This is a genomic window from Shewanella sp. Shew256 (assembly GCF_002196695.1).
In the GTDB taxonomy this organism is placed as follows: Bacteria; Pseudomonadota; Gammaproteobacteria; order Enterobacterales; family Shewanellaceae; genus Shewanella; species Shewanella mangrovisoli.
In genome coordinates this window covers 126,925-151,354 of sequence record NZ_NAJR01000004.1, presented here as the reverse complement: position 1 = coordinate 151,354, position 24,430 = coordinate 126,925, and the positions used below count along the sequence as shown (strand labels likewise).

Genomic DNA, 24,430 nt, shown 5'->3' with positions numbered 1-24,430 from the left:
TTACTTGATATTGAAGTTGTAATAGATATCAAGGGATTGGCCTAAGGTGCCTGATACCGTTTCCAGATAGAGTTGCGATAACAGGTAGTATCTGACCGTCATCTCATACCCTGGGTTAAATACCCCAACACCATATTTCACCATCAGGTTATCACCGATAAAGCCACTGATCGCCACTCGGCCCTCATCGTTGGTGTCCAGTTGTACGTTCGAGAAGCCAAACTCTTCAATAATCCCCGTGGCGGTACTGCCAATGTTATTGATGGCGCCACCGCCGCCGACTTGTGAACCTAAGCCCAGCGCCGCCCCCATCATCAACGAATTGTTCTGCTCGTTATTACTGCTGTTAAAGCCGCTGCCTTTGATAATGTAAGACAGGATCTCTGCTTGCTCCTTAGCAGGGTTAGAGAACAGGGTTACCACTGGGCGGGCGGGCGTGCCCGTGACACGGACACCCGCGACTAGATCTTCACTCTTAATTTCACGAATAGCTTCGATATTTAAGTTAGGCACGGATGTTGGGCCGACAAACTGCACTTCACCTGTGCGGATTTTCAGGGTTTGTCCCATAAACTTATAGCTACCTTGTTTGACTTTAATATCGCCAAACAGCAATGGTGGGCGGAACGCCTGTTGCTGCAGTTTTAAGGTTCCTTGCAGTTTACCTTTAAGGCCCATGCCATCTACTTTTAAGTCGTTACCGACATTAATGTTCAGGTCCGCCACAATGGCATTGGGGCTGGCTTTAGGCTGCGCCGCGGCAATCGAGTCATCGAAGACCACATCTTCCGACAGGGCAACACCGCCTTCGGCGAGTTGGACTATCTTAATATTACCCGAAGGCACATCGACAACCCCTTTGACTTCGAGTTGTTGGCTGCTAAAGGCGATGGTGAGATCGGGCGAGACATCAAGTAGCGCAAGTGGCGGTTGGATCACGGCTAATTTGTCGCCCTTAATCGCAAGCTCGCCACTGAATTGTCCCTGAGGCCAGCGCATATCACCCGTAACACGGCCCAAACCATTGCCCATCATCCAGCGGCCTTTGAGGGATGCCTGTTGGCCGCCCAAGTCCATCGACATGTCTATTTTATTGATAAGCGTTGGGTTGACAGTCAACGCGAGGGCGCCTTGGGTTAAGGACACATTGCCCGACACTTCTGGCGCATCCAAGGTGCCAGCAAAGTTTAATCTGCTGGTGAGCAAGCCTTCGAGAGTATTGAGCTGCGGGAAAAACTCACCTAAAGGTTGCAGGTTAATTTGCTTGATATTGGCGTAACCCGACAAGGTTCTGTCCGGCGTTACGTTGACCGTGACCTCACTCTGCCAACTGGCGACATCTTCCGATTCAAAGCTAATTGACGAGAGGAGTCGTTTAGCGTCTAAGTTAGCTTTGAAATCAAGTTGTTGATAATTAATGGTGACTTCACGGTTTTTGGCTCGTTTAAGCTTGATGCTACCGGGAGTAAAATTAAAGTCGACATTGGCCGTGGGTTTACGTCCCGCCGCCCAAGCAAAGTTTGCCAACAGTGAAGAACTGCCATCCCACTGCATATTGTTGGGTAATACAGGCACTAATAGCTTGCCTAGATTGCCCGCATAACTGAGCTGAGCCTCGCCAGTTTTGCCAATAGTCACTTGATTATCGAGGCAAACCTTACTGTTGGGATTCACTAGACAGAAGGGGCTGATATTGCCTTTGGACTTATTTTGATCCCAGCCGACAAGAATATCCTTATCTATCTCCCAACGTCCGACGGGGGTTGCCAAGTTGATTTTATTCACCTGCGCCTGCAGTTGGGATTTTTTCATATCGTATTGGCTAGTGACGCCAAGCTCGAGCACAAGATCCCCTGTGGCGCTGAGAGTCAGTTTTTGGTTTTGAATATCGCCTTTACTGCCCAAGGTCACGGTATCTAAACTCTGTGAGCCAAGTTGCAGCGCCTTTGACTTGAGTGATAGGGCAAACTCATGGGCATCCAAAGGCTTATAGTAAGCCTTGAGTGTGGACTCCCTGAGCTTAATATTTTGATGCACCAGATCGACCAGTTGCGCGGTTAACTCGACTTGTGGATGTTTCTCTTCCCCAGTGACATTGATGTCGGCCTGCAATTGACCACTGGCCTGGGGCAACCATAAACCGAAATCGGGGACTTGCAGTTTACCCTCAAGGTTCCAGGTTTTGTTGGTTTCGCCCGCTAAGGTTAAGGTGGAACCCAATACCTTGGCATTGACACCTTTTGCGCTGATATACATTTTATCGTTGATGCTGACATCGGCTGTGATATCAAACGGATAACCCTGCATTGTGCCTGACAGTTGGGTGTCCGTTAGAGCCACTTGCCACTGTTTATCTAACAGGCGCCCGGTGGTCTGCAATTGGCCTGAGATTAAACTGTTTGGCAAGCTGCTCGTTGCACTTGCACTTGCACTTGCACTTGTAGTTGCTTTTGCATTTGTAGTTGCAGCTGCAGTTTTTGTCGCAGGAGCAGGAGTTGGAGCATTTGCTGTGACAGGCGCCGACTTATCGGTATTTGTGCTCCGTGCTTTAGAGTCTTTTTTGGGTGTCGATTCTGGAGTCTGTGCAGTTTCCGGCAGAGTGATTTCCTGTAATTTCAGGTTATCGAGCAGTACCTTGGCTTTCCAAGTGATCGCCTTAGCGTAATCTAGCTCACCAGTTACATCGACTGAACCTAGTTCGCCCTTCGCAGTAAACTGCTTAATATCGAGCTTTGCATCCTGATGATGAAGCTCACTGCTAATCGTTAACACTTTATGGAAAGGTGTGATGACATTTCCATTGAGCGTCGCGGTCTGTTGAGTGAGGGAGCCTTGGCTGTCGAGATTGAGGTCGCTCACAAGATACTCGGCATGTTGCAGCGGCCACTGTGCGCGCACTTTTTCCAGTTTGACCTTGTAGGGCAGCGTGGGATCTTTGAGGGTCAATTGTCCATTGAGACTAAAATCAACATCCCCTTTGGCAAGGGCGTGGATCCCCAGCTGTCCGATACTTTGGCTAAGGGTTAGGCTTAATTGTTGATGGGTCAGTTCTGGCAACTCGGCAACCTGAGTGACATTGGCCTGAACCTCAAGCGCGAGCGGATAGTCCTGTTCGAGGGCGAGTTGACCCACCACAGACACTTCGCCATAACTATGGGCAAGCAGCAGTTTTTCTAGAGTTAACTGATACTTGGCAAATTGACCTTGAAGCTCAATATGACTAAATAGATCTTCGCGCGAACCAATCTGTAAACGGCTGTTGTCTAAACTGAGGTGCTTGACATCCACCGGGAAAGGCATAAAAACCTGTGGTAAATGGGCAAGTGCCCATTCCTCTGTAGATGCTTGCTTATCGGCGTTTTCATCCGTTTGTTTATCCGCTTGAGGATTTACGGCAATTTCCGTAGAAGGTTGCTTTTCGACACTGGGCTTGTCCGCTGAAGCTTTAGCACTTGCTGTCGCCACTGAGGTTGCTGATTTTTCGGTCTCAGGCTGAGTTGTCGCCGCTGCGGTCGTGGTTTTTGCCGCTGCAGTTGCAGCTGTCTCGGCTGCCTTGGTGTCAGTGGCTTGAGTACCTGTAGCTTGAGTGCCTGCGCCTTGAGGATCTGTGCCCTGAGTGTCTGGCGCAGGGCTATCGTCGGTTGGAATTAATACAGCCAAGCCTTCACTGCTAAGCTGCTCGACCGTCAGTCCTTCGGCAAACCAAGTGGCAGCGGTCTGAATATGATTTGCCGAAAAGCGCATCTTATCGACCGCAATATTGATGTTGTTCAGTTCGGCGCTGTCGAGCTTTATGCCAAAGGGCAGAACCAGTTCACTCGGCTCATCATTTTCGGGGGTAACGTCGGCTTCAGCGCCGCCTGAGCTTAAGGCCTCGGTATCGATATTGACATCGATTTGGCTCGCCGTTAAGGCATTCACGCACAGCTGCTTTTGTAGCAGACAAGTGGGTTGCCATGCCAAATGTAAATCCTTGAGCTTGACCTTAATCCCATCCATCGACCAACTGGCGTGGGCTAAGGTGAGATCTTTATTTAACGAGCCCGAAGTGTAGGTGAGCGCCAGATCGGGCACAAACTTATCGGCTAAACCCACAGTTATCCGCGAGCCAATTTCAGTCCCGAGCAGTAATGCAGTTAACACCAAAAGACTTAAGGGAACGTAAACAATAATCCGCGTGCAGAGTTTAAATATTTGCCAAATGCGCAGCTTAAGTGTTTTGGGCTGCACGCACGTTGGATTTTGTTCCAAAGACAATTGCTCTGGGGGTTGATTCTCTTGTTGGGCCGTTGCATTAGGCTCATGAATAGGGGGCTTGCTCATAGCTCTGTCCCCATGGTTAAGTGAATGCGCCATGAACGGTCAATGGTGTCTGTCTCTTTCAAACCAACCCCTAAATCTAACTTAATTGGGCCAATGGGGGAGATCCAATGGATACCGCCACCCACTGAGACTACGGGTTCAAACTGATTGTTATCAAAGGCGTTACCCGCATCCACAAAGGTAGCAACACGCCAAGTCGGGGTGACGTAATATTGATATTCCAAACTGCCGACCATGAGATAACGACCACCGATAACTTCACGATTGACTTTGCCATCGGCATCGATGTAATCGAGATAAGGCCCAAGTTCTTGATAGCCATAACCACGTATGGTTTGGTCGCCACCGGCAAAATAGCGCAGTGATGGTGGGATAAAGGCCAGCTCATTTTCATTGGCTAGGTTGGCGGCGAGATCCATACGCGCCACGATTCTGTGGTTATCAAAAAAGGTGTCAATCCACTTAAACTTGGCCTGTAAGCGGGCAAGGCGTGTCTCGGAGCCAAGATAAGGATCGGCATAATCTAGGCTATACATTTGCCTGAAACCAGACTTGGGATCGAGTGAGTTATCCCCACGGGTCGTTTTAGAAAAGTTAATCCCCGCAAGATAAAAACTGGGGCTGTAATCGGTATCGGACTGAGTATATTCCTCGCGAATTGCATCGAGGGAATAGGTCATCAGCCATTGATTATCTAAGCGTTGCTGCCTGAGTAGCCCGAGCAAATACTTAGTCGACTCCAATTGGCCTGTGTTACGAAAATCGCGGTTCTCGGGCTCGTAAATCTGGGTTACTCCGTATTTATCCCGCAGCAAGCCTAGGCGAATTTTCAGTTGATCGTCTAAGGGATGAGTCAGCGGAATCGTATAAGTGGTTAAAAACTTAGGTCTGTCAGGCGACCACTCCAAACTGGTTTCTTGGGAGTGACCGTATTTATTGATTTGTGGCGTACGCCAAGTAACCCGTACTCGCGGATCGAAGGTTTTATCTGCGCTTTGACCTATGTCGCCACCGAGACCTAATTCAATCGAGTGGCTGGCCTTATTGGTGAGCTCAACCTTGACGGGCAACTGGTTATCCTTTGCCTGATCGATCTGCGGTATGACCTTGATATTGGCGAAATAACCCGTATCCAACAATTGGCGGTTTAGAGCGCTGACCCGACGGGTCGAATAGGCGGCATCTTCCTTGAAGGGGATAAGCTTAGTGAGAATATCCGGTTCTAAGGTGTGGCCTTCAAAGCTCACTTGTCCAAAATGGTAACGTGCGCCTGAGTTAAAATGCAGGCTAATTTGCGCCGTGTTTAAATCGCGGTTGATTTTGATTTGCGACTCGGTGAATTCACCATCGAAATACCCCCTTGCCAAGGCAAGCGTCACCAGTTGGGATTTCACATCGGAATACACCCCATGGTTGAGCGTATCCCCAGGCTTGATATTGACCTCCGCAAGCCACTTATCGAAGGCGCGATCGTCGAGCATCTCACCAGAGAAATTAATATCAACCCATTGGATCTTTACCGGTTCGCCCGCTTTGACCGTGAGCTTTAATTCCCATGGGCCTTTTTCTTTTTCGACTAACTGTTCTTCCACTTCGCCATGGTAATAGCCCATGGACTCGAGGGCGGTGGAGACATTGTCTTCCACGTTAAATAAGAAGGCTCGGCGCTGCACTTCGGAGTCGGGCATAGCACCTAAGTGGGCGAGAATATTACGCTTTAGGGCTTCGTCGACCCCGTTCACTGAAAGCGTTAAAAAGTTATCGGCGGCCATCGCCCCCGATGTCACTAAACTCAGGCCAAGTAGCAAATGAAGACGAAAAGATAATGACGTTATTTGCAAGTATCGCTGCACTTTATAATCCCTGTGATGTGAGTTCATTGTCGCCAGAATAGGCGCAACAGGCAAGGAGATGATTGAAATTAGTCATTGAAATGGTTACAAAGGACGTTACTGTTTAAGGGGATGTAAATAATGAAAATAAAATTAGCCACCTTTAGTTTAATTCTCTCGAGTGCACTTTTTATGTCACAAAATACCCAAGCGAATGAAAAACCTTTTGCCATTGCGATCCACGGTGGCGCTGGCACTATTTCTAAGGCTAACCTCACGCCAGAGCTGCGTCAGGCCTACAAAGACAAGCTCAAAGAAGCCGTCGATAAAGGCTCAAAAGTGCTTGAGCAGGGCGGTGATAGCTTAGTTGCGGTGCAAACCGCTATCAATGTATTAGAAAACAGCCCGCTGTTTAACGCCGGTGTCGGTTCGGTTTACACCTATGATGGCGGCCACGAGTTAGATGCGTCCATTATGGATGGTAAAACCATGAATGCGGGCGCCGTAGCAGGCGTGCGCCATATCGCTAATCCCATCGATTTGGCCTTAGCCGTGATGAATAAGTCCGAGCATGTCATGCTGTCGGGCGCAGGCGCCGAGGAGTTTGCCTTAACCCAAGGTTTTAAACTGGTACCTAACAGCCATTTCGATAGCGATGCCCGTTATCAACAATTACTCGATGCCAGACAAAAACTGCAGGCGGCTGAAAAATCAGATCAAATTGCGGGTATTGAGATGAAAGATCTCGATTATAAATTTGGTACCGTTGGAGCTGTCGCCTTAGATAAAAACGGCAACTTGGCGGCCGGTACTTCGACTGGCGGTATGACGGCCAAGCGTTTTGGGCGCATTGGTGACTCGCCCGTGATTGGGGCAGGCACCTATGCTGAAAACGGCGTTTGCGCTGTGTCGGCCACGGGCCACGGCGAGTTTTTTATTCGCTACCAAGTGGCGGGCGATATCTGCGCTAAGGTGAAATACCAGCAAAAATCCATTATTCAAGCGGCAGATGAAGTGATTAATCAACGCCTTATCACCGCTGGCGGCTCTGGTGGTGTGATAGCGGTCGACCACAGGGGCAATATTGCCACGCCATTTAATACCGAAGGCATGTACCGCGCCACCCGTAGTAATGGTGAGCCTGCCCAAGTGATGATTTGGCAGGACCAATAAGGATACCGCCTATTGCCTTAGCGCATGCTTAACATGCGCTAAGGCAATACCTCTAAGCCATCCCTTTCAAAATGGGGTTTGTAGGCCCAATGTTATCCCTCTAAATCACCGCTTTTATCCGCCCAATTTCCTTTCCGCTGAGTAAATAGATAACTCCAATCGATATTAATCGCTTACCACTTGCGAGATTTTGACTAGACTCAAAGCGTAAGCCGAGTTGAGTTGGTAAAGGATAGATTGGGGAGATTGCTATGGATTCAATAAAAATACGCGACCATATGGATCGTCAACCCGTATTGCTACGCGCCAATATGTCGCTGGCCACTGCGGTTGAAAAACTGTTAGACAATAACAAGATGGGTGCCGCTGTCGTGGATGATAACGGCGATTTAGTGGGCTTTTTATCCCAGCAAGATTGTTTAGCCGTGATGCTAAAGAGCAGTTATCACTGTGATATGACCTCAGTGGTAAAAGATTGTATGCGCACCGAAGTCTTGTATGTCGGTCCCGATGACAGTATTTTGCAATTAGCAGAGCAAATGCTTGGCTCTAAACCTAAGATTTATCCCGTGGTCGAGCAGGGCAAAGTCGTCGGCACCATTAACCGCACGAACGTGCTGCGCGCCATGAATGTGTATATGCAGCAATGTTACTTAGCACCCGCCTAAGCTCTAAGCGCTAAGCCCTTCAAAGGTGATTAATTTGCCTATTTTTCATCCTTTTGAGGCCAAATTAGTCGTACCAATACGTCCCGTTCCTTGCTAGGATCGCTGTTTTCGATGCTAGCAATGGAATTTGGTTTTGAACTCTGACAAACATCCGCTATCGAGCGACTTTCTCAAGCAGTGCTTTCAAAGTGATGCCTCGCGGATCCGCCGCCGTTTATTTAAGCTCAATAAAGAAGCCGATTCTGATAAGAAAACCCAAGAGTTAGCCAAACTTGCAGAGCAGGCGCAAGCAGCGTTCGAAAAGGTCGAGCAGCGTCTTAAGGCGCGCCCGAAAATCCAATATCCAGATAATCTGCCCGTTAGCGGCATGCGCGAAGAGATCGCTAAAGCCATCGGTGAAAACCAAGTGGTGATCATTGCGGGTGAAACCGGTTCGGGTAAAACCACTCAGCTCCCGAAAATCTGTTTAGAACTGGGCCTTGGTAGTCGCGGCTTTATTGGCCATACCCAGCCGCGCCGTTTAGCGGCGCGCAGCGTGGCGACACGTGTTGCTGAAGAATTACAAAGTCCGCTCGGTGAAGTGGTGGGCTTTAAGGTGCGTTTTGCCGATGCCTTAAAGAGTGAATCCTATATCAAGCTGATGACTGACGGGATTTTACTGGCGGAGCTCACCTCGGATCGCTATTTAGATCAATACGATACTATCATCATCGACGAGGCGCACGAGCGCAGCCTCAACATCGATTTTATCTTGGGTTACCTCAAGCAAATTTTAAAAAAACGCCCCGATCTTAAGATCATCATCACCTCGGCGACTATCGATGTTGAGCGTTTTTCTAAGCATTTCAATAATGCACCTATTATCGAAGTCTCTGGCCGGACGTATCCGGTGGAAACCCGTTATCGCCCGTTGGTGCAAGATACCGAAGCGGATCTCGACCAAATCGAAGGGATTTTTGCTGCCGTAGATGAGTTAGTCGCCGAAGGTTTGGGCGATATTCTGATCTTTATGAACGGCGAGCGCGAAATTCGTGATACTGCCGAGCAGCTTAATCGTCGCAATTACCGCGATACCGAGATTTTGCCGTTATATGCGCGCCTTTCCTACGGCGAGCAGTCCAAGGTATTCAGCAGCCATACAGGGCGTCGCATCGTGCTTGCCACTAACGTGGCGGAAACGTCGCTCACCGTCCCTGGTATTCGTTATGTTATTGACCCAGGGACTGCGCGGATCAGCCGTTACAGTTATCGCACTAAGGTGCAGCGCCTGCCCATCGAGCCCATTTCACAGGCCAGTGCCAATCAGCGTCAAGGCCGCTGCGGCCGTGTTGGCCCGGGTATTTGTATTCGTTTATACGATGAGGCGGATTTTAACAGTCGTCCCGCATTTACCGACCCCGAAATCCTACGCACAAACTTAGCCTCGGTGATTTTGCAGATGCTCGCCATCGGCCTTGGCGATATTGCGGCGTTCCCCTTTATTGAGCCGCCCGATCCGCGCCATATTCGCGATGGTTTCTTACTGCTTGAGGAATTGCAAGCCGTTAAGCAGCAGAAGGGTAATATTGTGTTAACGCCGCTTGGGCGTCAGTTATCGCAGATCCCGGTGGATCCGCGTTTAGCGCGTATGGTGGTGGAGAGTCATCAGCTGGGCTGTTTGCAGGAAGTGTTAGTGATTGCCGCGGGTCTGTCGATTCAAGATCCCCGCGAGCGTCCCATGGATAAAAAGCAGGCGTCCGATGAGGCCCATCGCCGTTTTGCCGATCCCCATTCTGATTTTGTCAGCTGGGTGAACCTATGGCAGCACATAAAAGAGCAGCAAAAGGAATTATCCGCCAGCCAGTTCCGTAAAAAATGCCGCGACGAGTACTTAGCCTATCTGCGTGTGCGTGAATGGCAGGATTTATATACTCAGCTAAAACAAGCGGTTCACGATTTAAAGTGGCGCTTAAACGAGACGCCAGCCAACTACGATGCGCTGCACCGTGCGTTGTTATCGGGTTTGCTGAGTCATATCGGCTTTAAGGATAATAACAACGAGTACTTAGGCGCGCGCAATCGTAAGTTTTTTGTGTTCCCAGGTTCACCGCTGGCGAAAAAAGGCCCGAAATGGATCATGGCGGCGGAGCTGACCGAAACCTCTAAGCTGTTTGCCCGCTGCTGCGCCAAAATTGAACCAGAGTGGCTCGAGCCGTTAGCGGCGCATCTGATTAAGAAGAATCACTTAGAGCCGCATTTTGAGGCAAAACAGGGCAGTGTAATTGCCTTTGAAAACCAAGTGCTTTACGGTTTGACCGTCGTACATCGCCGCCGCGTGCAATACGGGCCGATTAATCCTGTTGAAGCGCGCGAAATCTTTATCCGTAGCGCGCTTGCCGAAGGGCAATTACAAACCAAAGAAGCCTTCTTTATCGCTAACCAAAAGTTACTAGAGGATGTCGAAGCGCTCGAGCACAAGTCCCGTCGCCGCGATATTTTGGTCGATGAACAAGTGTTGATGGACTTTTACGAGCCGCGCATTCCCGAAGGGATCTATAACGCGCCTAAGTTCTTTAGCTGGTGGAAGGAAGCGCGCCGAACTCAACCCGATTTACTCGATTTTAATAAGTCACTATTGATGCAGCGCAGCGCCGATCACATATCGGCGCTCGATTTCCCCGACACTTGGCATAAGGGCAATATTCGCTTGCAACTGAGTTATCACTTTGATCCTGCGGCGAGTGATGATGGCGTTTCTGTGCATATTCCAGTGGCACTACTCAATCAAATCGATGATACGGATTTCGATTGGCTGGTGGCGGGAATGCGTGAGGAGAAATGCGTCGCCCTGATAAAGTCTTTACCTAAGGGACTAAGACGTAACTTTGTGCCTGCGCCCGATTATGCCCGAGCTTGCGTACAGGCGATGCAGCCCTTTAGCGCCAGTTTACTCGACGCTATGTGCAAACAGCTGCTGCGTATGAGTGGCACCCGCGTCAATCCCGAAGATTTTGATGTCACGCAGATGCCCGCGCATTTGCAGATGAACTTTAAGATTGAGGACGACAAGGGCAAGTTAGTCGCACAGGGGCGAGTACTCGATACCTTAAAGGCCGAGTTACAGGGCGTGGTCGCTAAGGCGATTCGTCAAGTGGCGGATAAGGGCATTGAGAAAGATGCGCTCACCGAGTGGTCCTTTGGCGACTTACCAAAACAATTTGAACAGCGTAAGGGCAACTATCAAGTGCGGGCATTCCCCGCGTTGATTGATAATAAAGACTCAGTTGCCATCAAATTATTTGATGATGAATTTGAGGCGCAGGCGGCGCATCGTCAAGGTCTACGCCGTCTGCTGTTACTTAATATTCCATCGCCGGTAAAACACCTGCAACAGGCACTGCCGAACAAGGCAAAATTAGCAATGTATTTCAATCCATTTGGCCAAGTGCAAATTCTGATTGATGACATCATTGCCGCAGCGGTGCAGCAATTGCTTGATGAAAAGGCGCTGGATGTACGAGATGCCGCTCAGTTCGAGCAAGCCAAGGATTGGGTGCGCCAAGAGCTGAACCCTACAGCCGAGCAAATTGCGCTTAAGGTGGAACAAATCCTGACGCTCTATCAAGGTATTAAAAAGCGGACTAAGGGTAAAATTAGCTTAGATATCGCTTTTGCGATGAGTGATATTCAAAGCCAATTAGACCAATTAGTGTTCAAGGGATTCGTCGAAGCCTGTGGTTGGAATCGCTTAGCGGATGTTGCGCGTTACTTAAAGGCGATTGAGACCCGTATCGATAAGTTGCCCGTGGATCCGACCCGTGACCGTTTGCATATGCAGAGTATCACTAAAGTGCAGGAGGCCTTAGCGGCGCAACTTGCCAAGGTGCCGCGCGCTCAGCCCGTGCCTGCGGCACTGATTGAAGCCCGTTGGATGATTGAAGAGTATCGGGTGTCTTGCTTTGCACAGGCGCTGGGAACGGCTTATCCCATCTCGGAGAAGCGCATCTTAAACCATATCCTGCTGAGTTAATGATGTTGATGCATTACTGATTGAATCTGTAGATTCAGTGAGTTGAGCGTAGCGTTATCTTTAGCACTAAAAGCCGAACCTTTGGGTTCGGCTTTTTTATTGCTCATTTTCACCTAACTACCATTAGCCGCGACAGACTTGCCCCTTACTGCATAGACTTTCGCTTTGGGCTATCACAGGCTAACCCCAAAGGACAAAGTCGGTGGCGAATGAATGGGTCTTAATGGCGATATTAAGAACCTCAAATTTGCGTGGTCAATTAGCCAATACGGTAGGGGATTTGGCTGTTTCTTGAGTGAGTTAACAAGTTGACGAAGAGGTTAAGCCAATTTCGCCGTGGATAATCGGTCATTCGCGCCTTCCTTTACCATCCCCTAATACTCCTTAAGGAATATTTTGTTTAAATCTTGTGCGCTTTACTTGCTGAACACCTATCTTTTTTCCATGCTTTAGCAATTGGTTAATAAAAAAACATAACCAATCAATCTATTTACAATCTAAAAAAACGCTTAAAAACCATGATCTAACTAAATCTATCGCCAAATTGATGATCTGGATCAAGCATCAAAGGGTTTACCGATTTGGAGGTATACAGTTTGTTAACACCTTAACGCTATGATCATTTCGTGGATCAAAGATGCAATTGAGATACCTATAAATCCTGCATTGGTCAGAGCAATCCATCACAGGAACGAACCTCTTGGAGGACGCATGAGTGCTAACAGCGCAGCAGAAAAATCCTTAGAACTGAAAATTTTTATCTTTTTAACCGTATTTCTCGCCCCCCTCTTATCCGTGTTGTTGGTGAGTGGATTGGGATTTGCCATATGGTTTAGCCAAATCTTCACCGGCCCACCGGGTGCAGGTTGAGGCCAAAAGAACAATAACAACAGCATGAATAAGCGGAGTGTCGGATGAGCAAAGAGCTTCATATCACGAGTCTAGTGGTGCAAGTCATGCCACAAAAAATGGCGGATGTTAGGCAACACATTATGGCGATTGAAAATGCCGAACTCTCTGTTAATAACGAAGTGAAACTCGTCGTCGTACTTGAAGGTGACTCCCAACGTGCCTTGATGGACGGTATCGAACAGATTAATGCCATTCCTGGCGTCTTGTCCGCCACTATGGTTTACCACCAGAGTGAAGAGCTCGAAGAGGGTGAAGAATGAACATGAATAGACGTGACTTTATCAAAGCCAATGCGGTGATTGCAGCAGCGGGCGCGGCAGGCTTAGCACTGCCGGCGTCGGCGAGCAATTTAATCACCAGCTCAGAACAAACTAAATTAGAGTGGAACAAAGCCCCATGCCGCTTCTGTGGTACGGGCTGCTCTGTGATTGTCGCGACCCGCGAGGGCAAAGTGGTTGCTACCCACGGCGATGCAAACAGTGAAGTGAACCGCGGCCTTAACTGTATTAAAGGTTACTTCCTGTCGAAAATTATGTACGGCAGCGATCGTTTGACTACGCCAATGCTGAGAATGACCGATGGCAAGTATGACAAGCACGGTGAGTTTACTCCCATCAGCTGGGACAGTGCCTTCGATATCATGGCGCAAAAATGGAAAGAAACCTTAAAAGCTAAAGGCCCGACCGCGGTTGGGATGTTTGGCTCGGGTCAGTGGACCGTTTGGGAAGGCTATGCCGCCGTTAAATTGATGAAGGCCGGTTTTGGCTCTAACAACATCGACCCGAATGCGCGTCACTGTATGGCGTCTGCCGTTGTCGGCTTTATGCGTACCTTCGGTATCGATGAGCCTATGGGCTGTTACGATGATATGGAAGCGGCCGATGCCTTTGTGCTTTGGGGCTCCAACATGGCCGAAATGCACCCGATCTTATGGACTCGAGTGACTGACCGTCGTTTAAGCGCATCCCATGTGAAGGTGGCTGTACTCTCGACGTTTGAGCATCGCTCCTTCGATCTCGCGGATTTACCGATAGTATTTACGCCACAAACCGACTTAGCCATCCTAAACTTTATCGCCAACTACATTATTCAAAACGATAAAGTGAACTGGGACTTTGTGAAGAAGCACGTTAACTTCCGCCAAGGTACCACGGATATCGGCTATGGTTTACGTCCAACCCATCCGCTGGAGCAGAAAGCCAAAAACGTGAAAACGGCAGGGGATTCGACTCCAATTGATTTCGACACCTTTAAGGCTTTTGTCGCCGAATATACGGTGGAGAAGGTCAGCAAGATGTCGGGCGTACCTGAAGCTAAACTTATCGAGTTAGCTAAACTCTATGCCGATCCCGAGACTAAAGTCACGTCCTTCTGGACCATGGGCTTCAACCAACATACCCGTGGTGTATGGTGTAACAACCTGATTTATAACATCCACTTACTGACAGGTAAGATTTCAACGCCCGGTAACAGCCCGTTCTCGTTAACCGGTCAGCCTTCTGCCTGTGGTACGGCTCGCGAAGTGGGAACCTTCTCACACCGTTTACCTGCCGACATGGTGGTAACAAACCCTGAGCATAGAAAACACGCCGAAGAAATTTGGAAGATCCCCAGTGGGATTATTCCGCCAAAACCCGGTTATCACGCCGTCGAGCAAAACCGCCGCTTAAAAGATGGCGACTTGAACTGCTATTGGGTGCAAGTGAACAACAATATGCAGGCGGGGCCGAACATCAACGAGGAAGGCTTACCTGGCTATCGTAATCCTGCCAACTTTATTGTGGTGTCCGATGCGTATCCCACTGTCACGACTCAGGCCGCGGACTTAATTCTGCCAACCGCCATGTGGGTTGAGAAAGAGGGCGCCTATGGTAATGCCGAGCGTCGTACTCAATTCTGGCATCAAATGGTGCAGGCGCCGGGCGAATCCCACTCGGATCTGTGGCAGTTGATGGAGTTTTCTAAGCGCTTTACGACCGACGAAGTCTGGTCGAAGGAAGTCTTAGCGGCGAATCCACAATTTAAGGGCAAAACCTTATTTGAAGTGCTGTACAAAAACGGCAATGTCGATAAGTTCCCGCTGGCCGATACCGATCCTAAGTATTTGAACAACGAGGCGAAACACTTTGGCTTCTATGTCCAAAAAGGCCTGTTTGAAGAATACGCCACCTTTGGCCGTGGCCATGGTCACGATTTAGCACCTTTCGATGCCTACCACGAAGCCCATGGTATTCGCTGGCCGGTGGTTAATGGTAAAGAAACCAAATGGCGTTTCCGTGAAGGTAGCGATCCTTACGTTAAACCTGGCTCAGGCTTTGAGTTTTACGGTAAACCCGATGGCCGCGCAGTGATTTATGCCTTGCCTTTCGAGCCGCCTGCAGAGTCGCCAGACACTGAATACGATATGTGGTTATCCACTGGACGGGTGCTCGAGCATTGGCATTCAGGTTCGATGACTCAACGTGTGCCAGAGCTTTACCGTGCCTTCCCGGATGCCGTGTGTTTTATGCACCCAGAAGATGCGAAAAAACGCGGTTTACGCCGTGGGGATGAAGTGCGCGTGGTGTCTCGCCGCGGTGAAATTAAAACCCGTGTTGAAACCCGTGGCCGTAACAAACCGCCAGTGGGACTCGTGTTTGTACCTTGGTTCGATGCCAGTCAGCTCATTAACAAAGTCACCTTGGATGCGACAGATCCACTGTCAAAACAAACCGACTTTAAGAAATGCGCCGTGAAAATCGTCAAGGTATAAGGAGTACAGGATGAAAACATTCAAATTAGTCTCAGCATTCAGTGTGCTTGCCTTCTCCACCCTGATGATGACCAGCGTGACTGCGGCAAGCATTCCTGAGGACAGAATTGATACTTTGCGCCAAGCGCCAATCAACGTTGAGCCAACCCCGCCCGCGATGCAGGCGGTGCTGAACAAAGATATCAAAGAGATGCGAAACTACCCGATGCAGCCACCGGTGATCCCGCACAAGATCGACGGTTATCAGCTCGATCTTAAGGTCAACAAGTGCATGTCATGTCATGCCAGACACCGTACAGGGGACTCCCAAGCGCCTATGGTCAGCGTGACTCACTATATGGATAGGGATAACAACTTCTTAGCCGAGCTTTCGCCAAGACGTTACTTCTGCACTCAGTGCCATGTGCCGCAACTGGATGCCAAATTACTGGTCGAGAACGACTTTGTGGATATGGATCATCTGATTAAAGCCAACACTGAGCAGAAAACACACTAGGAGTCAGCATGTTAGATAAACTCAAAAAAATCTGGCAAGTTCTCAATCGTCCGAGTGTGCACTACAGTTTAGGGTTTTTAACCTTAGGTGGCTTTGTGGCGGGGGTGATCTTCTGGGGGGGCTTTAACACTGCGCTTGAAGCCACCAACAAAGAAGCCTTCTGTATCGGTTGCCACGAAATGGAAAATAACGTCTATCAAGAGTTACAGTCGACTATCCATTTCACAAACCGCAGTGGTGTGCGTGCGACTTGTCCTGACTGCCACGTGCCGCACAACTGGACCGATAAGATTGCCCGTAAGATGCAGGCATCGAAAGAAGTGTGGGGTAAAGTGTTTGGTACCATCAATACCCGCGAAAAGTTTGAGAACAAACGTCGCGAGTTGGCCGAACATGAATGGGAACGGTTAAAGGCAAACGACTCGCTTGAGTGCCGCAACTGCCATAACTTTACCTATATGGACTTTACCAGACAGTCGCCACGCGCCGCACAGATGCACTCGACATCCTTGGCCAGTGGTGAGAAAACCTGTATCGATTGCCATAAAGGGATTGCTCACCATCTTCCCGATATGGCAGGGGTTGAAGGCTTCTAAACTCGACTCACATTCCATCTCCAGCCAAAGGCCAAGTGCTCTCCACACTTGGCCTTTTTTATGGCGAAGATAAATCGTATGCCGCATAAGGTGGGATTTTGTTCGCTATCGCTTTTTCTGGCTTGTTTCAGCCCCCAAATTGTGTTTCTCAGTTCAAAGGGGAATTGGACAAGTAAAGCTCTGCCTATAGAAAAGTTGATGGTTCGACTTAGAAGTTATGCATCCCTTCTTTTTTGTAGCCTCAATGCTTAATCAAAGTCAAAGTCAAAGTCAAAGTCAAAGTCGTGGGGCTTCACCCCACACCCGACCAAGGAGGACTGCTCGTCCTATCCTCCTTGGATGCTCCAAGACGCCCCAAACGGAGTTGAAAACCCCTTGTGCTCATTGCCAAATTTGCTATCGCTTCCGAAGGATGTGTCCCTGCACCTGCGAAAGCTAGCTTGCCATCCATGGCAAGACTCACGCAATTTGTCTATTCGCCCTGCGGCAACTCCGAGGGGAGGTGTATTCCTTGGCGTTTGGAGTCGTTAGATAGCGATTCATCAGCAAAAAATAAGCGTGAAAGAATGAGAAAGGTAAAACGATATCAAGTGATTACCCTCTAAACTGTATAAAAAACCGCTACCGCAAAAAAGCAAATTCCTATAGCATCATTTATACCAATTGACATGGATGTGGCAGTGGCTGTAGCCAAGTCCAACAAGCTATTTATGTCCTGCAAACAGCGCCGAGCATAAATACTAAAGCGTTATAAGCTCAAATTATCATTACACACCCTTATAAAATGGAGTTTACTTTTACAATGAAATTACTTGCTCTTGTTACAGCTTCTTTATTGTCAGCCTCTACATATGTGAATGCTATGGATAACTATACAGTGACATTCAAATTGTATGATAAAGAAAAAAATGAAATTCTTACTACCTCTTCTCTGTTGGCAGATGTTGGACGTGGTAGCAATGTAAATAGTAAGACTTACGCAATAACAGAGTGTTCAAAAACAGGCGAAAAAGAAACGAAGTCATTTAGAGGTAAAAAATTCTTAAGTGGATATAGCTATTCAGTAAATCCTAATAGTGGGGCTTTCGAGTTTGTTGAATATGGAATTGATGATTCAAAATACAATGCTTACGATAAAGCAATATGTTTCAACGATGAAGTAAAACAATTAAAATCATCAATTACCCAAAAAGTTATCGTTGGAAAGAAAGAATTTCAGGATTTTGTATTACCTAATGGGAATACTTTAAAAGTAGCAATTTATAATTGACACGCTTATAACAAGTTATTTCAGGTGGCACCTACTGCGCACCTGAATGTGACATTAGGCGATTTCACATGGTGCAGAGTAATAAAAGGAAAAACGAATGGGTGTATTTAACCTTTTCTCAAAACGACAAAAAAGATTAAGAGGCGAGGTGCCAGATGTATATACATATGACACATTGCCTAACCCACTAAGAGTACAAATCATTCATATTTGGATCGATACACTCGGGCAAGAAAACCAATACTGGGATTATGATGATGTTAAGCAAGCTTACAAGTTTGTTGTCGAAACTTTGTGTCGTGAATATGGTTTTTTTAAACTCCCACATACTGAACAGTATGGAGATCGTCATTACATTGAGGAGCTTGCTAATTACTTTTTGTGTGAAGAGAACGTTGAAAAGCAACTAGATATAGTTGAGCTTACTTTCAAAGTTATAAATAAAGTTACTCGTGAGTACCGATACTTACGTCGCCAGAATGCCACCGATATTGCCGATCAAGCGATAGACGAGTTAAACAAGCGATTTAAAGAGCATGGAATAGGCTTTCAATTTACTGGAAATGAAATTATTAGGGTTGATTCAGAACTGCTTCATTCAGAAGCTGTTAAACCAGCTTTAAAGCTTCTGAATCAAAAGCATTATGAGGGCGCTCAAGAAGAGTTTTTGGTTGCATATGAACACTATCGTCATGGTAGATACAAAGAATCATTGAACGACTGTTTAAAGTCATTTGAAAGTACAATGAAATCAATTTGTGATAAGCAGGGATGGAAGTACCAACCAAATGTAACGTCTAAAGGTTTAATTCAAATATGCTTTGATAACGGACTAATACCAGCTTTTTGGCAGCAGCAAATGACCTCATTAAGAAGCTTGCTTGAAAGTAGCATCCCAACAGGTAGGAATAAACTGAGTGGTCACGGTCAAGGCTCAGAGTCTGTTGAAATACCTGAATACTTAGTTGCATATATGCTACATATGACTGCTTCAACGTTAGTTTTTCTTACAACAGCAGAGCCAAAAATCGCATAACAAACTGTTCAAGAGGGATTTGCAACGCGTGGCATTTTTCATTATGCGTTGGTTTAAGTGTTTAAGGTGTTATGCGGCGGCATCGGTATTGTGTTGCTCACACCTTAACAGGGCGTTAGGAGACTAGATTGGTGGTTACATTTAGACCGGCTAAGGATTTAGCAAAAGCAGCACATTTTACTCTGTCGAATATGCGGCCATATTATGAACAATACTCTGTAGATTGGGATGAAGCTCAGATTGAGCAAATGACACAAGAGCTTGTGAACCTAGATATTTTGTTTGAAGAAAAGCTTGTTGGTGTCGTTAGATTATCTTTTGACATTGAAGAGTGCTGGTTACGAGATTTGCAAGTGGATCAGAGTTACCAGAATCGTGGGATTGGCTCAATCGCTATTGCTGAGACGGAACGTCTGGCTAAAGAACATGGCTCTCACATTTTGAAGCTTAAAGTGTTTAAAAATAGCCCTGCCGTTTATTTGTACAAGAGACAAGGGTTTGGTTTAACAAGTGAAGATGATCGGTTTTACTACATGAGCCGTGCCGTCTGCTAACAATCAAATTTTATCGCCAGCAAAAATCGCTGGCGACGACGTCAAGCCGCAGCGCGGCATTCCGCGCTAAATTTGGGCGTTAACCCATAGACATTTTTACCTGAAATTCACTTGATACAGCAGACCTCCTGACACGCCTTTTTCCCTTTCCACGCGCTCTTGCTTCGGTTTGTATAAAACTTGAATACGTGAGGCACGTGCTTATCCAACGCATTTTAGTGGCGAGTATTATTCTTGATAATTCAATGCGTCATCTTTGCTGTGAAAGATTGGGCGTATATGCCAAGCTAGGCCGAAACGTTATTTCTCTCCCACAAAAAAGGCGCTATTGCGCCTTTTTTGAGGAATAAATCTGCGGAGTAAAACTGCTCGCTTAGCGTTTATCCTGCTCAACTTGGGTTGATTTATCGCAATTCTCATTCGCCGCATCCGCGGGCTTATCTGCATCGGGTGAGGGATTGGCGCGATTATCGGTCTTTAACAGTTTCTCTTTATCGTGCTGACCAAACTGTGGCAGTTTGAATTTGGCACTGTATTTCAGTGCGGCAAGATTGCTGGCAATCACCCCGACCACCAAAATAATAATGATCCACACTTCTAAGCTCGACATGGCAACTCCTTATTGAGCAAGGCCCTGATTAATCAACGGCTAAACGCTGCTCACACTTACGAATATCTTCCGGCGTGTCAACTTCGATAGAGTCGAAGGCGCTGATGGCGACTTTGATCTTATGGCCATGTTCTAGGGCGCGTAGCTGCTCTAACTTTTCCAGGTCTTCGAGACGACCTAAGGGTAGGGCGGCGAAGGCTTGCACGAATCTGCGGGTGTAAGCATACACGCCTAAGTGCTTGTAAACTGGATAATCTTTGGTATCGCGACCGAAGGGAATACGTGCACGGGAGAAATACAGCGCGTAATAGTCGTTATCGAACACCATCTTCACATGCATAGGATCGTCGAGTTCGGCTTTGTTGACAATTTCATAGCCGAGGGTCGCCATTTCAAACTCGCCTGGGTGACGTTCGAAGAGGCTGATCACTTGCTCGATGGAAGTCGGGTCGATAAGCGGTTGGTCGCCTTGAAGGTTGATGACCAGATCGTCATCCTTTAAACCTAATTGGTTAATCGCATCATTGATACGGTCTGTGCCCGATGCGGCATCAGGGCTGGTCATGACCACTTTGCCACCGAAACCTTCTACGGCGCTTTTAATACGCTCATCATCGGTTGCAACATAAATATTGGTGAGGCCTTTGGCTAACGACGCGCGTTCGTACACGTGTTGGATCATAGGCTTGCCGTTAATCGGGGCTAAGGGCTTGCCCGGGAAGCGGCTTGAACCGTAACGCGCCGGGATTAACAGAGTCACATTCATTAAATTATCCTAATTTATCAAAGATATGCAGTGTAGATAGACAAAAGGGCTCACAATGAGCCCTTGTCATCTGCTTGAGAGCTTAAATGCGACGGAACAGAGCAGTCAACATTTCGTCAGTGACTTTCTCTTCCCATGTTGGGCCGTACACGTTTGCCCATAATGGACCCATGCTCTTAGTCACGGCAACCATTTTCGCGATGGTTTCATCTGGCAGATCTTTACAGATGTTCTTCGGCAGAGTGATGTTGTGCTTCTTCATCATCAGACGGAATTCAGCTACACCTTCTGGGTAGAATTCTTCTAACACGTCGAAGGCGATACAGTTACCGATACCATGGTGGTAGCCGAGGATGTAAGACAGACCATAAGATACCGCGTGGCATGCACCCACTTGGCTGTAAGCGATACTCATACCGCCCATAAATGACGCCATCATCAGCTTGTCGTCTTTTTCTGGGTGATCTTCTAAGTACACTTGGCGGCAAAGCTCCATGGCTTTTTCGGCGTATGACTTAGAGAATTCATTTAAGAAGGTACCTTCTAATGATTCAACGCAGTGGATATAGCAATCCATACCTGTGTAGAACCATTGGTCAGTTTCAACACCATCGATTAACTCAGAGTCCATGATGATTTGGTCGAACACAGTGTAATCTGAGTTCAGACCCAGTTTACGCACTGGACCACATAATACTGCGGTGCGTGACGCTTCTGCACCGGTACCAGAAATCGTTGGAATACCAATGTGGTGAACCGCTGGGTTTTTGATTAAATCCCAACCTTGGTACATGGCAGAGCCGCCTGGGTTAGTCAGCATCAGTGATACCGCTTTTGCCACGTCCATAGTAGAACCGCCACCTAGACCGACGACGCTAACAGGTTGTTTGCCGTTGAAGGCTTGCACTTGTTCGGTCAGGGTATCGATTTGCACTGTGCTTGGCTCATCATCTACGTTAACCCAAATCAGTAAGTCTTGGGCTTTGACAGGGATGCGTGCTTCGAGTGGTTTGCCTTGGTGAACGTCATCGACTAAAAATACCACGAAGTCATCGTCGGCCTTACGCTGTGCAGCTAATACTTCGTCTAATTGTGCGAAGGAGCCACGACCGAAGATCATCTTTTCAACTACTTTAAAATTTTTAAAACTCATTGCAAAAACTCCCGTTTAATTATTGGGCAAATGCTTTCTTAATGTTTTCAATACGCTCGGCAATCTGAGCATCGGTCCAAGACAATTTAATGAGCATGGAAATAGTGCGGCTCATAATGGCATCAGATTTCGGCACAGAAATTTGAGTATAGTCAGGTCTGTCGGCGATTAATGTGATTGGCAACGCAGCAGGGGCCTTAAGCTCCTGAATGTGTTTCCAGTTTTTCAGATAATGCCAGTTGTTCACGTACCAGTAGAAGCAACCGTCAACGCCATTCTCAGCCAGTTTTTTGCTGATCTCTTGGGTACGCGCTTCTGTTGGTAACATAAAGCTTAAGAAGCCAGCTGAATCACCCTCTGGATCGGGGATTTCGCGGAAGCTGACTTCAGGAATACTCGCCATCGCTTCTTTAATGACTTTTTTGTTTTTACGTTGAATGTCGATAATGGTATCGAGTTTACGTAGCTGGGCTAAACCTAAGGCCGCGTTCATTTCAGAGATACGGAAGTTCAGACCCATAATTGGGTGTGACTCGGCGCCACGGTCTTTACCAATATGGTCATGGCCATGGTCGGAGAACATATGGGCGTGATCGTAGATTTCGGTGTTATTGGTGATCACCGCGCCGCCTTCACCACAGGTGATGGTTTTAACAGAATCGAAAGAATAACAACCGACATCACCGATAGTGCCTAGGGCTTGGCCCTTGTAGCTGCCGCCAATGGCTTGGCAAGCATCTTCTAACAATACGATGTTGTGCTTGGCGCAGACAGCTTTGATTTCGTCCATCTTGGCCATAGAGCCACACATATGCACTAAGTTTACCGCTTTAGTGCGTGGGGTGATCGCCGCTTCAATGCCTTCTGGTGATAGACACAGGGTTTCGTCGATTTCGGCAAAAATAGGTACTGCACCGGCCATGAAAATCGCTTCTACAGAAGCAACAAAGGTAAAAGGTGGCACGATAACTTCGTCGCCAGCACCAATGCCTGCCGCCATTAAGGCTGTTTGCAGCGCAGCAGTACCGCTAGATAAGAGGTGAGCATGCTTAACATTCATTTTCTCGCAGAGCAGTTGCTCCATATCGCGAGTCTTCCAGCGATCATTACGCATATGGTCGAAGTTATAACGGAAGGTAAAGCCGTGCTCCATCACATCGGCGACTTCTTGCTTTTCTTCTGGACCAAATAATTCAAAACCGGGCATGGACGGTATCTCCTTAGAATTTGTGGCGCATGGTCGCGCTGCAATTAACTGGCGGATTATAACTGGGCTAAAGATCCCTTGCGATGTTTTATTGATGAAAATAAGGTCATGTTGACGTTTCGAGCTTAGATTTTGCTCACTTAACCCTGTGTTATTGCGTGTGTTCGTGCTTGTTAGCCTTTGCGAGCCGTTGTATTTGAGGCATACGAGTCCATTAAGCGAGGTTTAGCTCGTGGTTTAGCTCAATTGCGTGAGCTTAACGGCGTTATGCAGAGTTGATGGGGCGAGTGGGGAAGACCTTGGCGTTTATCTTTGCAGGTTCAATTTTGCGGGTGGATCTTGTATTTGGCGTGCGATAGATGTTGCTAGGGATTAAAACAAAAACCTGCACTGGGCAGGTTTTTGGCGGAGAAAACGTTGCGCTTATGGCGCGCTTCATTCAAACCGATTTAAATCTTTTGCGCGCGGTCTACAGTCACATCAAGGTCGGTTAACAGACCATTATCGATACCGTAAATCCAACCGTGGATCGCTAGTTCTTGGCCGCGAGCCCAAGCTTCTTGCACTATGGTGGTGCTGGTGACGTTGGCCACTTGCTCAATCACGTTGAGTTCACACAGGCGGTCGAAACGCTTGGCTTCATCCATTTGCATTAGTTCATCGTGGTAGATGCGGTAAATATCGCGTAAATGGCCGAGCCAGTTGTCGATAAGGCCTAAGCGCTGGCTGCCCATCGCCGCACGTACACCGCCACAGCCGTAGTGGCCTACCACCATAATGTGCTTCACCTTAAGCACATCGATGGCGTATTGCAGTACTGACAGGCAGTTAAGATCGGTGTGGATCACCATGTTGGCAATATTGCGGTGAACGAAGACTTCGCCCGGCATTAAATCGATGATTTGGTTTGAAGGTACTCGGCTGTCGGAACAACCAATCCAAAGATATTCAGGGTTCTGCTGTTTTGCCAGTTGCTCAAAAAAATCAGGGTGCTCTTGGCGAATGCGTCCGGCCCAGCGGCGGTTGTTATCGAATAAGGGTTTGAGTAATTTCATTTTAACCTATTGTTTTAT

Annotated in this window: 18 protein-coding genes; 11 read left to right on the top strand and 7 right to left on the bottom strand. The window is 47.7% G+C overall.

Features of this window, described 5'->3' with window-relative positions:
• Both B5P39_RS08775 and B5P39_RS08770 read right to left on the bottom strand, forming a co-directional pair.
• Positions 1-4,323 carry a translocation/assembly module TamB domain-containing protein gene (locus B5P39_RS08775; protein ID WP_088211224.1) on the bottom strand — a complete coding sequence of 1,441 codons (4,323 nt, stop codon included), beginning with the start codon at positions 4,321-4,323 and terminating at the stop codon, positions 1-3.
• Positions 4,320-6,176: an autotransporter assembly complex protein TamA gene (locus B5P39_RS08770; protein ID WP_088211223.1), complete on the bottom strand. Its 1,857-nt coding sequence runs from the start codon at positions 6,174-6,176 to the stop codon at positions 4,320-4,322. The genes B5P39_RS08775 and B5P39_RS08770 overlap by 4 nt, the downstream gene beginning before the upstream one ends.
• Before the next feature lie 120 nt (positions 6,177-6,296).
• Here B5P39_RS08770 and B5P39_RS08765 point away from each other — a divergent pair, with 120 nt between their 5' ends.
• The 11 genes from B5P39_RS08765 to B5P39_RS08715 all read left to right on the top strand — a co-directional run bounded on the left by B5P39_RS08765 (position 6,297) and on the right by B5P39_RS08715 (position 19,621).
• Positions 6,297-7,328 (top strand): isoaspartyl peptidase/L-asparaginase family protein, encoded by a 1,032-nt coding sequence (locus B5P39_RS08765; RefSeq protein WP_086903498.1) that lies wholly within the window; start codon positions 6,297-6,299, stop codon positions 7,326-7,328.
• A 251-nt stretch (positions 7,329-7,579) separates the two neighbouring features.
• Positions 7,580-7,996: a CBS domain-containing protein gene (locus tag B5P39_RS08760; RefSeq protein WP_011716896.1), complete on the top strand. Its 417-nt coding sequence runs from the start codon at positions 7,580-7,582 to the stop codon at positions 7,994-7,996.
• Between the two features lie 127 nt (positions 7,997-8,123).
• Positions 8,124-12,005: an ATP-dependent RNA helicase HrpA gene (gene hrpA / locus B5P39_RS08755; protein WP_088211222.1), complete on the top strand. Its 3,882-nt coding sequence runs from the start codon at positions 8,124-8,126 to the stop codon at positions 12,003-12,005.
• Between the two features lie 711 nt (positions 12,006-12,716).
• Positions 12,717-12,875 carry a periplasmic nitrate reductase, NapE protein gene (locus tag B5P39_RS08750; RefSeq protein ID WP_011716898.1) on the top strand — a complete coding sequence of 53 codons (159 nt, stop codon included), beginning with the start codon at positions 12,717-12,719 and terminating at the stop codon, positions 12,873-12,875.
• A 44-nt stretch (positions 12,876-12,919) separates the two neighbouring features.
• Positions 12,920-13,177 (top strand): chaperone NapD, encoded by a 258-nt coding sequence (locus tag B5P39_RS08745; protein ID WP_011716899.1) that lies wholly within the window; start codon positions 12,920-12,922, stop codon positions 13,175-13,177.
• 2 nt (positions 13,178-13,179) lie between these two features.
• A complete protein-coding gene (napA, locus tag B5P39_RS08740) occupies positions 13,180-15,669 on the top strand; it encodes a nitrate reductase catalytic subunit NapA (RefSeq protein ID WP_088211447.1) in 2,490 nt (829 codons plus the stop codon).
• Between the two features lie 10 nt (positions 15,670-15,679).
• The gene (locus B5P39_RS08735) at positions 15,680-16,165 is read left to right on the top strand and encodes a nitrate reductase cytochrome c-type subunit (protein ID WP_011716901.1); all 486 of its coding nucleotides are present in this window, start codon (positions 15,680-15,682) and stop codon (positions 16,163-16,165) included.
• 8 nt (positions 16,166-16,173) lie between these two features.
• Complete coding sequence (locus B5P39_RS08730; protein WP_011626281.1) at positions 16,174-16,761, top strand: cytochrome c3 family protein; 588 nt, start codon at positions 16,174-16,176, stop codon at positions 16,759-16,761.
• Between the two features lie 802 nt (positions 16,762-17,563).
• On the top strand, positions 17,564-18,031 hold the full coding sequence (locus tag B5P39_RS08725) for a hypothetical protein (protein WP_088211221.1): 468 nt from the start codon (positions 17,564-17,566) through the stop codon (positions 18,029-18,031).
• A gap of 97 nt (positions 18,032-18,128) precedes the next feature.
• Positions 18,129-19,067: an STM4504/CBY_0614 family protein gene (locus B5P39_RS08720; protein ID WP_088211220.1), complete on the top strand. Its 939-nt coding sequence runs from the start codon at positions 18,129-18,131 to the stop codon at positions 19,065-19,067.
• A 131-nt stretch (positions 19,068-19,198) separates the two neighbouring features.
• Positions 19,199-19,621 (top strand): GNAT family N-acetyltransferase, encoded by a 423-nt coding sequence (locus B5P39_RS08715; protein WP_088211446.1) that lies wholly within the window; start codon positions 19,199-19,201, stop codon positions 19,619-19,621.
• A gap of 373 nt (positions 19,622-19,994) precedes the next feature.
• Here B5P39_RS08715 and B5P39_RS08710 read toward each other — a convergent pair whose 3' ends face one another.
• The 5 genes from B5P39_RS08710 to can form a co-directional block, all read right to left on the bottom strand.
• Entirely contained in the window at positions 19,995-20,231 is a 237-nt protein-coding gene (locus B5P39_RS08710; RefSeq protein ID WP_088211219.1) for a DUF2897 family protein, read from the bottom strand.
• A gap of 28 nt (positions 20,232-20,259) precedes the next feature.
• Entirely contained in the window at positions 20,260-20,997 is a 738-nt protein-coding gene (gene kdsB, locus B5P39_RS08705) for an 8-amino-3,8-dideoxy-manno-octulosonate cytidylyltransferase KdsB (protein WP_011622622.1), read from the bottom strand.
• 82 nt (positions 20,998-21,079) lie between these two features.
• Positions 21,080-22,150, bottom strand: a complete 1,071-nt coding sequence (gene kdnB, locus B5P39_RS08700) for a 3-deoxy-alpha-D-manno-octulosonate 8-oxidase KdnB (protein ID WP_088211218.1) — start codon at positions 22,148-22,150, stop codon at positions 21,080-21,082.
• Between the two features lie 19 nt (positions 22,151-22,169).
• Positions 22,170-23,357: an 8-amino-3,8-dideoxy-alpha-D-manno-octulosonate transaminase KdnA gene (gene kdnA / locus B5P39_RS08695; RefSeq protein ID WP_011716906.1), complete on the bottom strand. Its 1,188-nt coding sequence runs from the start codon at positions 23,355-23,357 to the stop codon at positions 22,170-22,172.
• 449 nt (positions 23,358-23,806) lie between these two features.
• Positions 23,807-24,412, bottom strand: a complete 606-nt coding sequence (gene can / locus B5P39_RS08690) for a carbonate dehydratase (protein ID WP_011716907.1) — start codon at positions 24,410-24,412, stop codon at positions 23,807-23,809.
• Positions 24,413-24,430: the final 18 nt, after the last annotated feature.

Bases quoted from the DNA above. Each gene is read 5' to 3' on its own strand.
- B5P39_RS08725 (WP_088211221.1), top strand. From the start codon at position 17,564: ATGAAATTACTTGCTCTTGTTACAGCTTCTTTATTGTCAGCCTCTACA.
- B5P39_RS08760 (WP_011716896.1), top strand. From the start codon at position 7,580: ATGGATTCAATAAAAATACGCGACCATATGGATCGTCAACCCGTATTG.
- kdsB (WP_011622622.1), bottom strand. From the start codon at position 20,997: ATGAATGTGACTCTGTTAATCCCGGCGCGTTACGGTTCAAGCCGCTTC.
- B5P39_RS08735 (WP_011716901.1), top strand. From the start codon at position 15,680: ATGAAAACATTCAAATTAGTCTCAGCATTCAGTGTGCTTGCCTTCTCC.
- napA (WP_088211447.1), top strand. From the start codon at position 13,180: ATGAATAGACGTGACTTTATCAAAGCCAATGCGGTGATTGCAGCAGCG.
- kdnB (WP_088211218.1), bottom strand. From the start codon at position 22,150: ATGAGTTTTAAAAATTTTAAAGTAGTTGAAAAGATGATCTTCGGTCGT.
- can (WP_011716907.1), bottom strand. From the start codon at position 24,412: ATGAAATTACTCAAACCCTTATTCGATAACAACCGCCGCTGGGCCGGA.
- B5P39_RS08775 (WP_088211224.1), bottom strand. From the start codon at position 4,323: ATGAGCAAGCCCCCTATTCATGAGCCTAATGCAACGGCCCAACAAGAG.
- B5P39_RS08750 (WP_011716898.1), top strand. From the start codon at position 12,717: ATGAGTGCTAACAGCGCAGCAGAAAAATCCTTAGAACTGAAAATTTTT.
- B5P39_RS08710 (WP_088211219.1), bottom strand. From the start codon at position 20,231: ATGTCGAGCTTAGAAGTGTGGATCATTATTATTTTGGTGGTCGGGGTG.
- B5P39_RS08765 (WP_086903498.1), top strand. From the start codon at position 6,297: ATGAAAATAAAATTAGCCACCTTTAGTTTAATTCTCTCGAGTGCACTT.
- B5P39_RS08730 (WP_011626281.1), top strand. From the start codon at position 16,174: ATGTTAGATAAACTCAAAAAAATCTGGCAAGTTCTCAATCGTCCGAGT.
- kdnA (WP_011716906.1), bottom strand. From the start codon at position 23,357: ATGCCCGGTTTTGAATTATTTGGTCCAGAAGAAAAGCAAGAAGTCGCC.
- B5P39_RS08745 (WP_011716899.1), top strand. From the start codon at position 12,920: ATGAGCAAAGAGCTTCATATCACGAGTCTAGTGGTGCAAGTCATGCCA.
- B5P39_RS08720 (WP_088211220.1), top strand. From the start codon at position 18,129: ATGGGTGTATTTAACCTTTTCTCAAAACGACAAAAAAGATTAAGAGGC.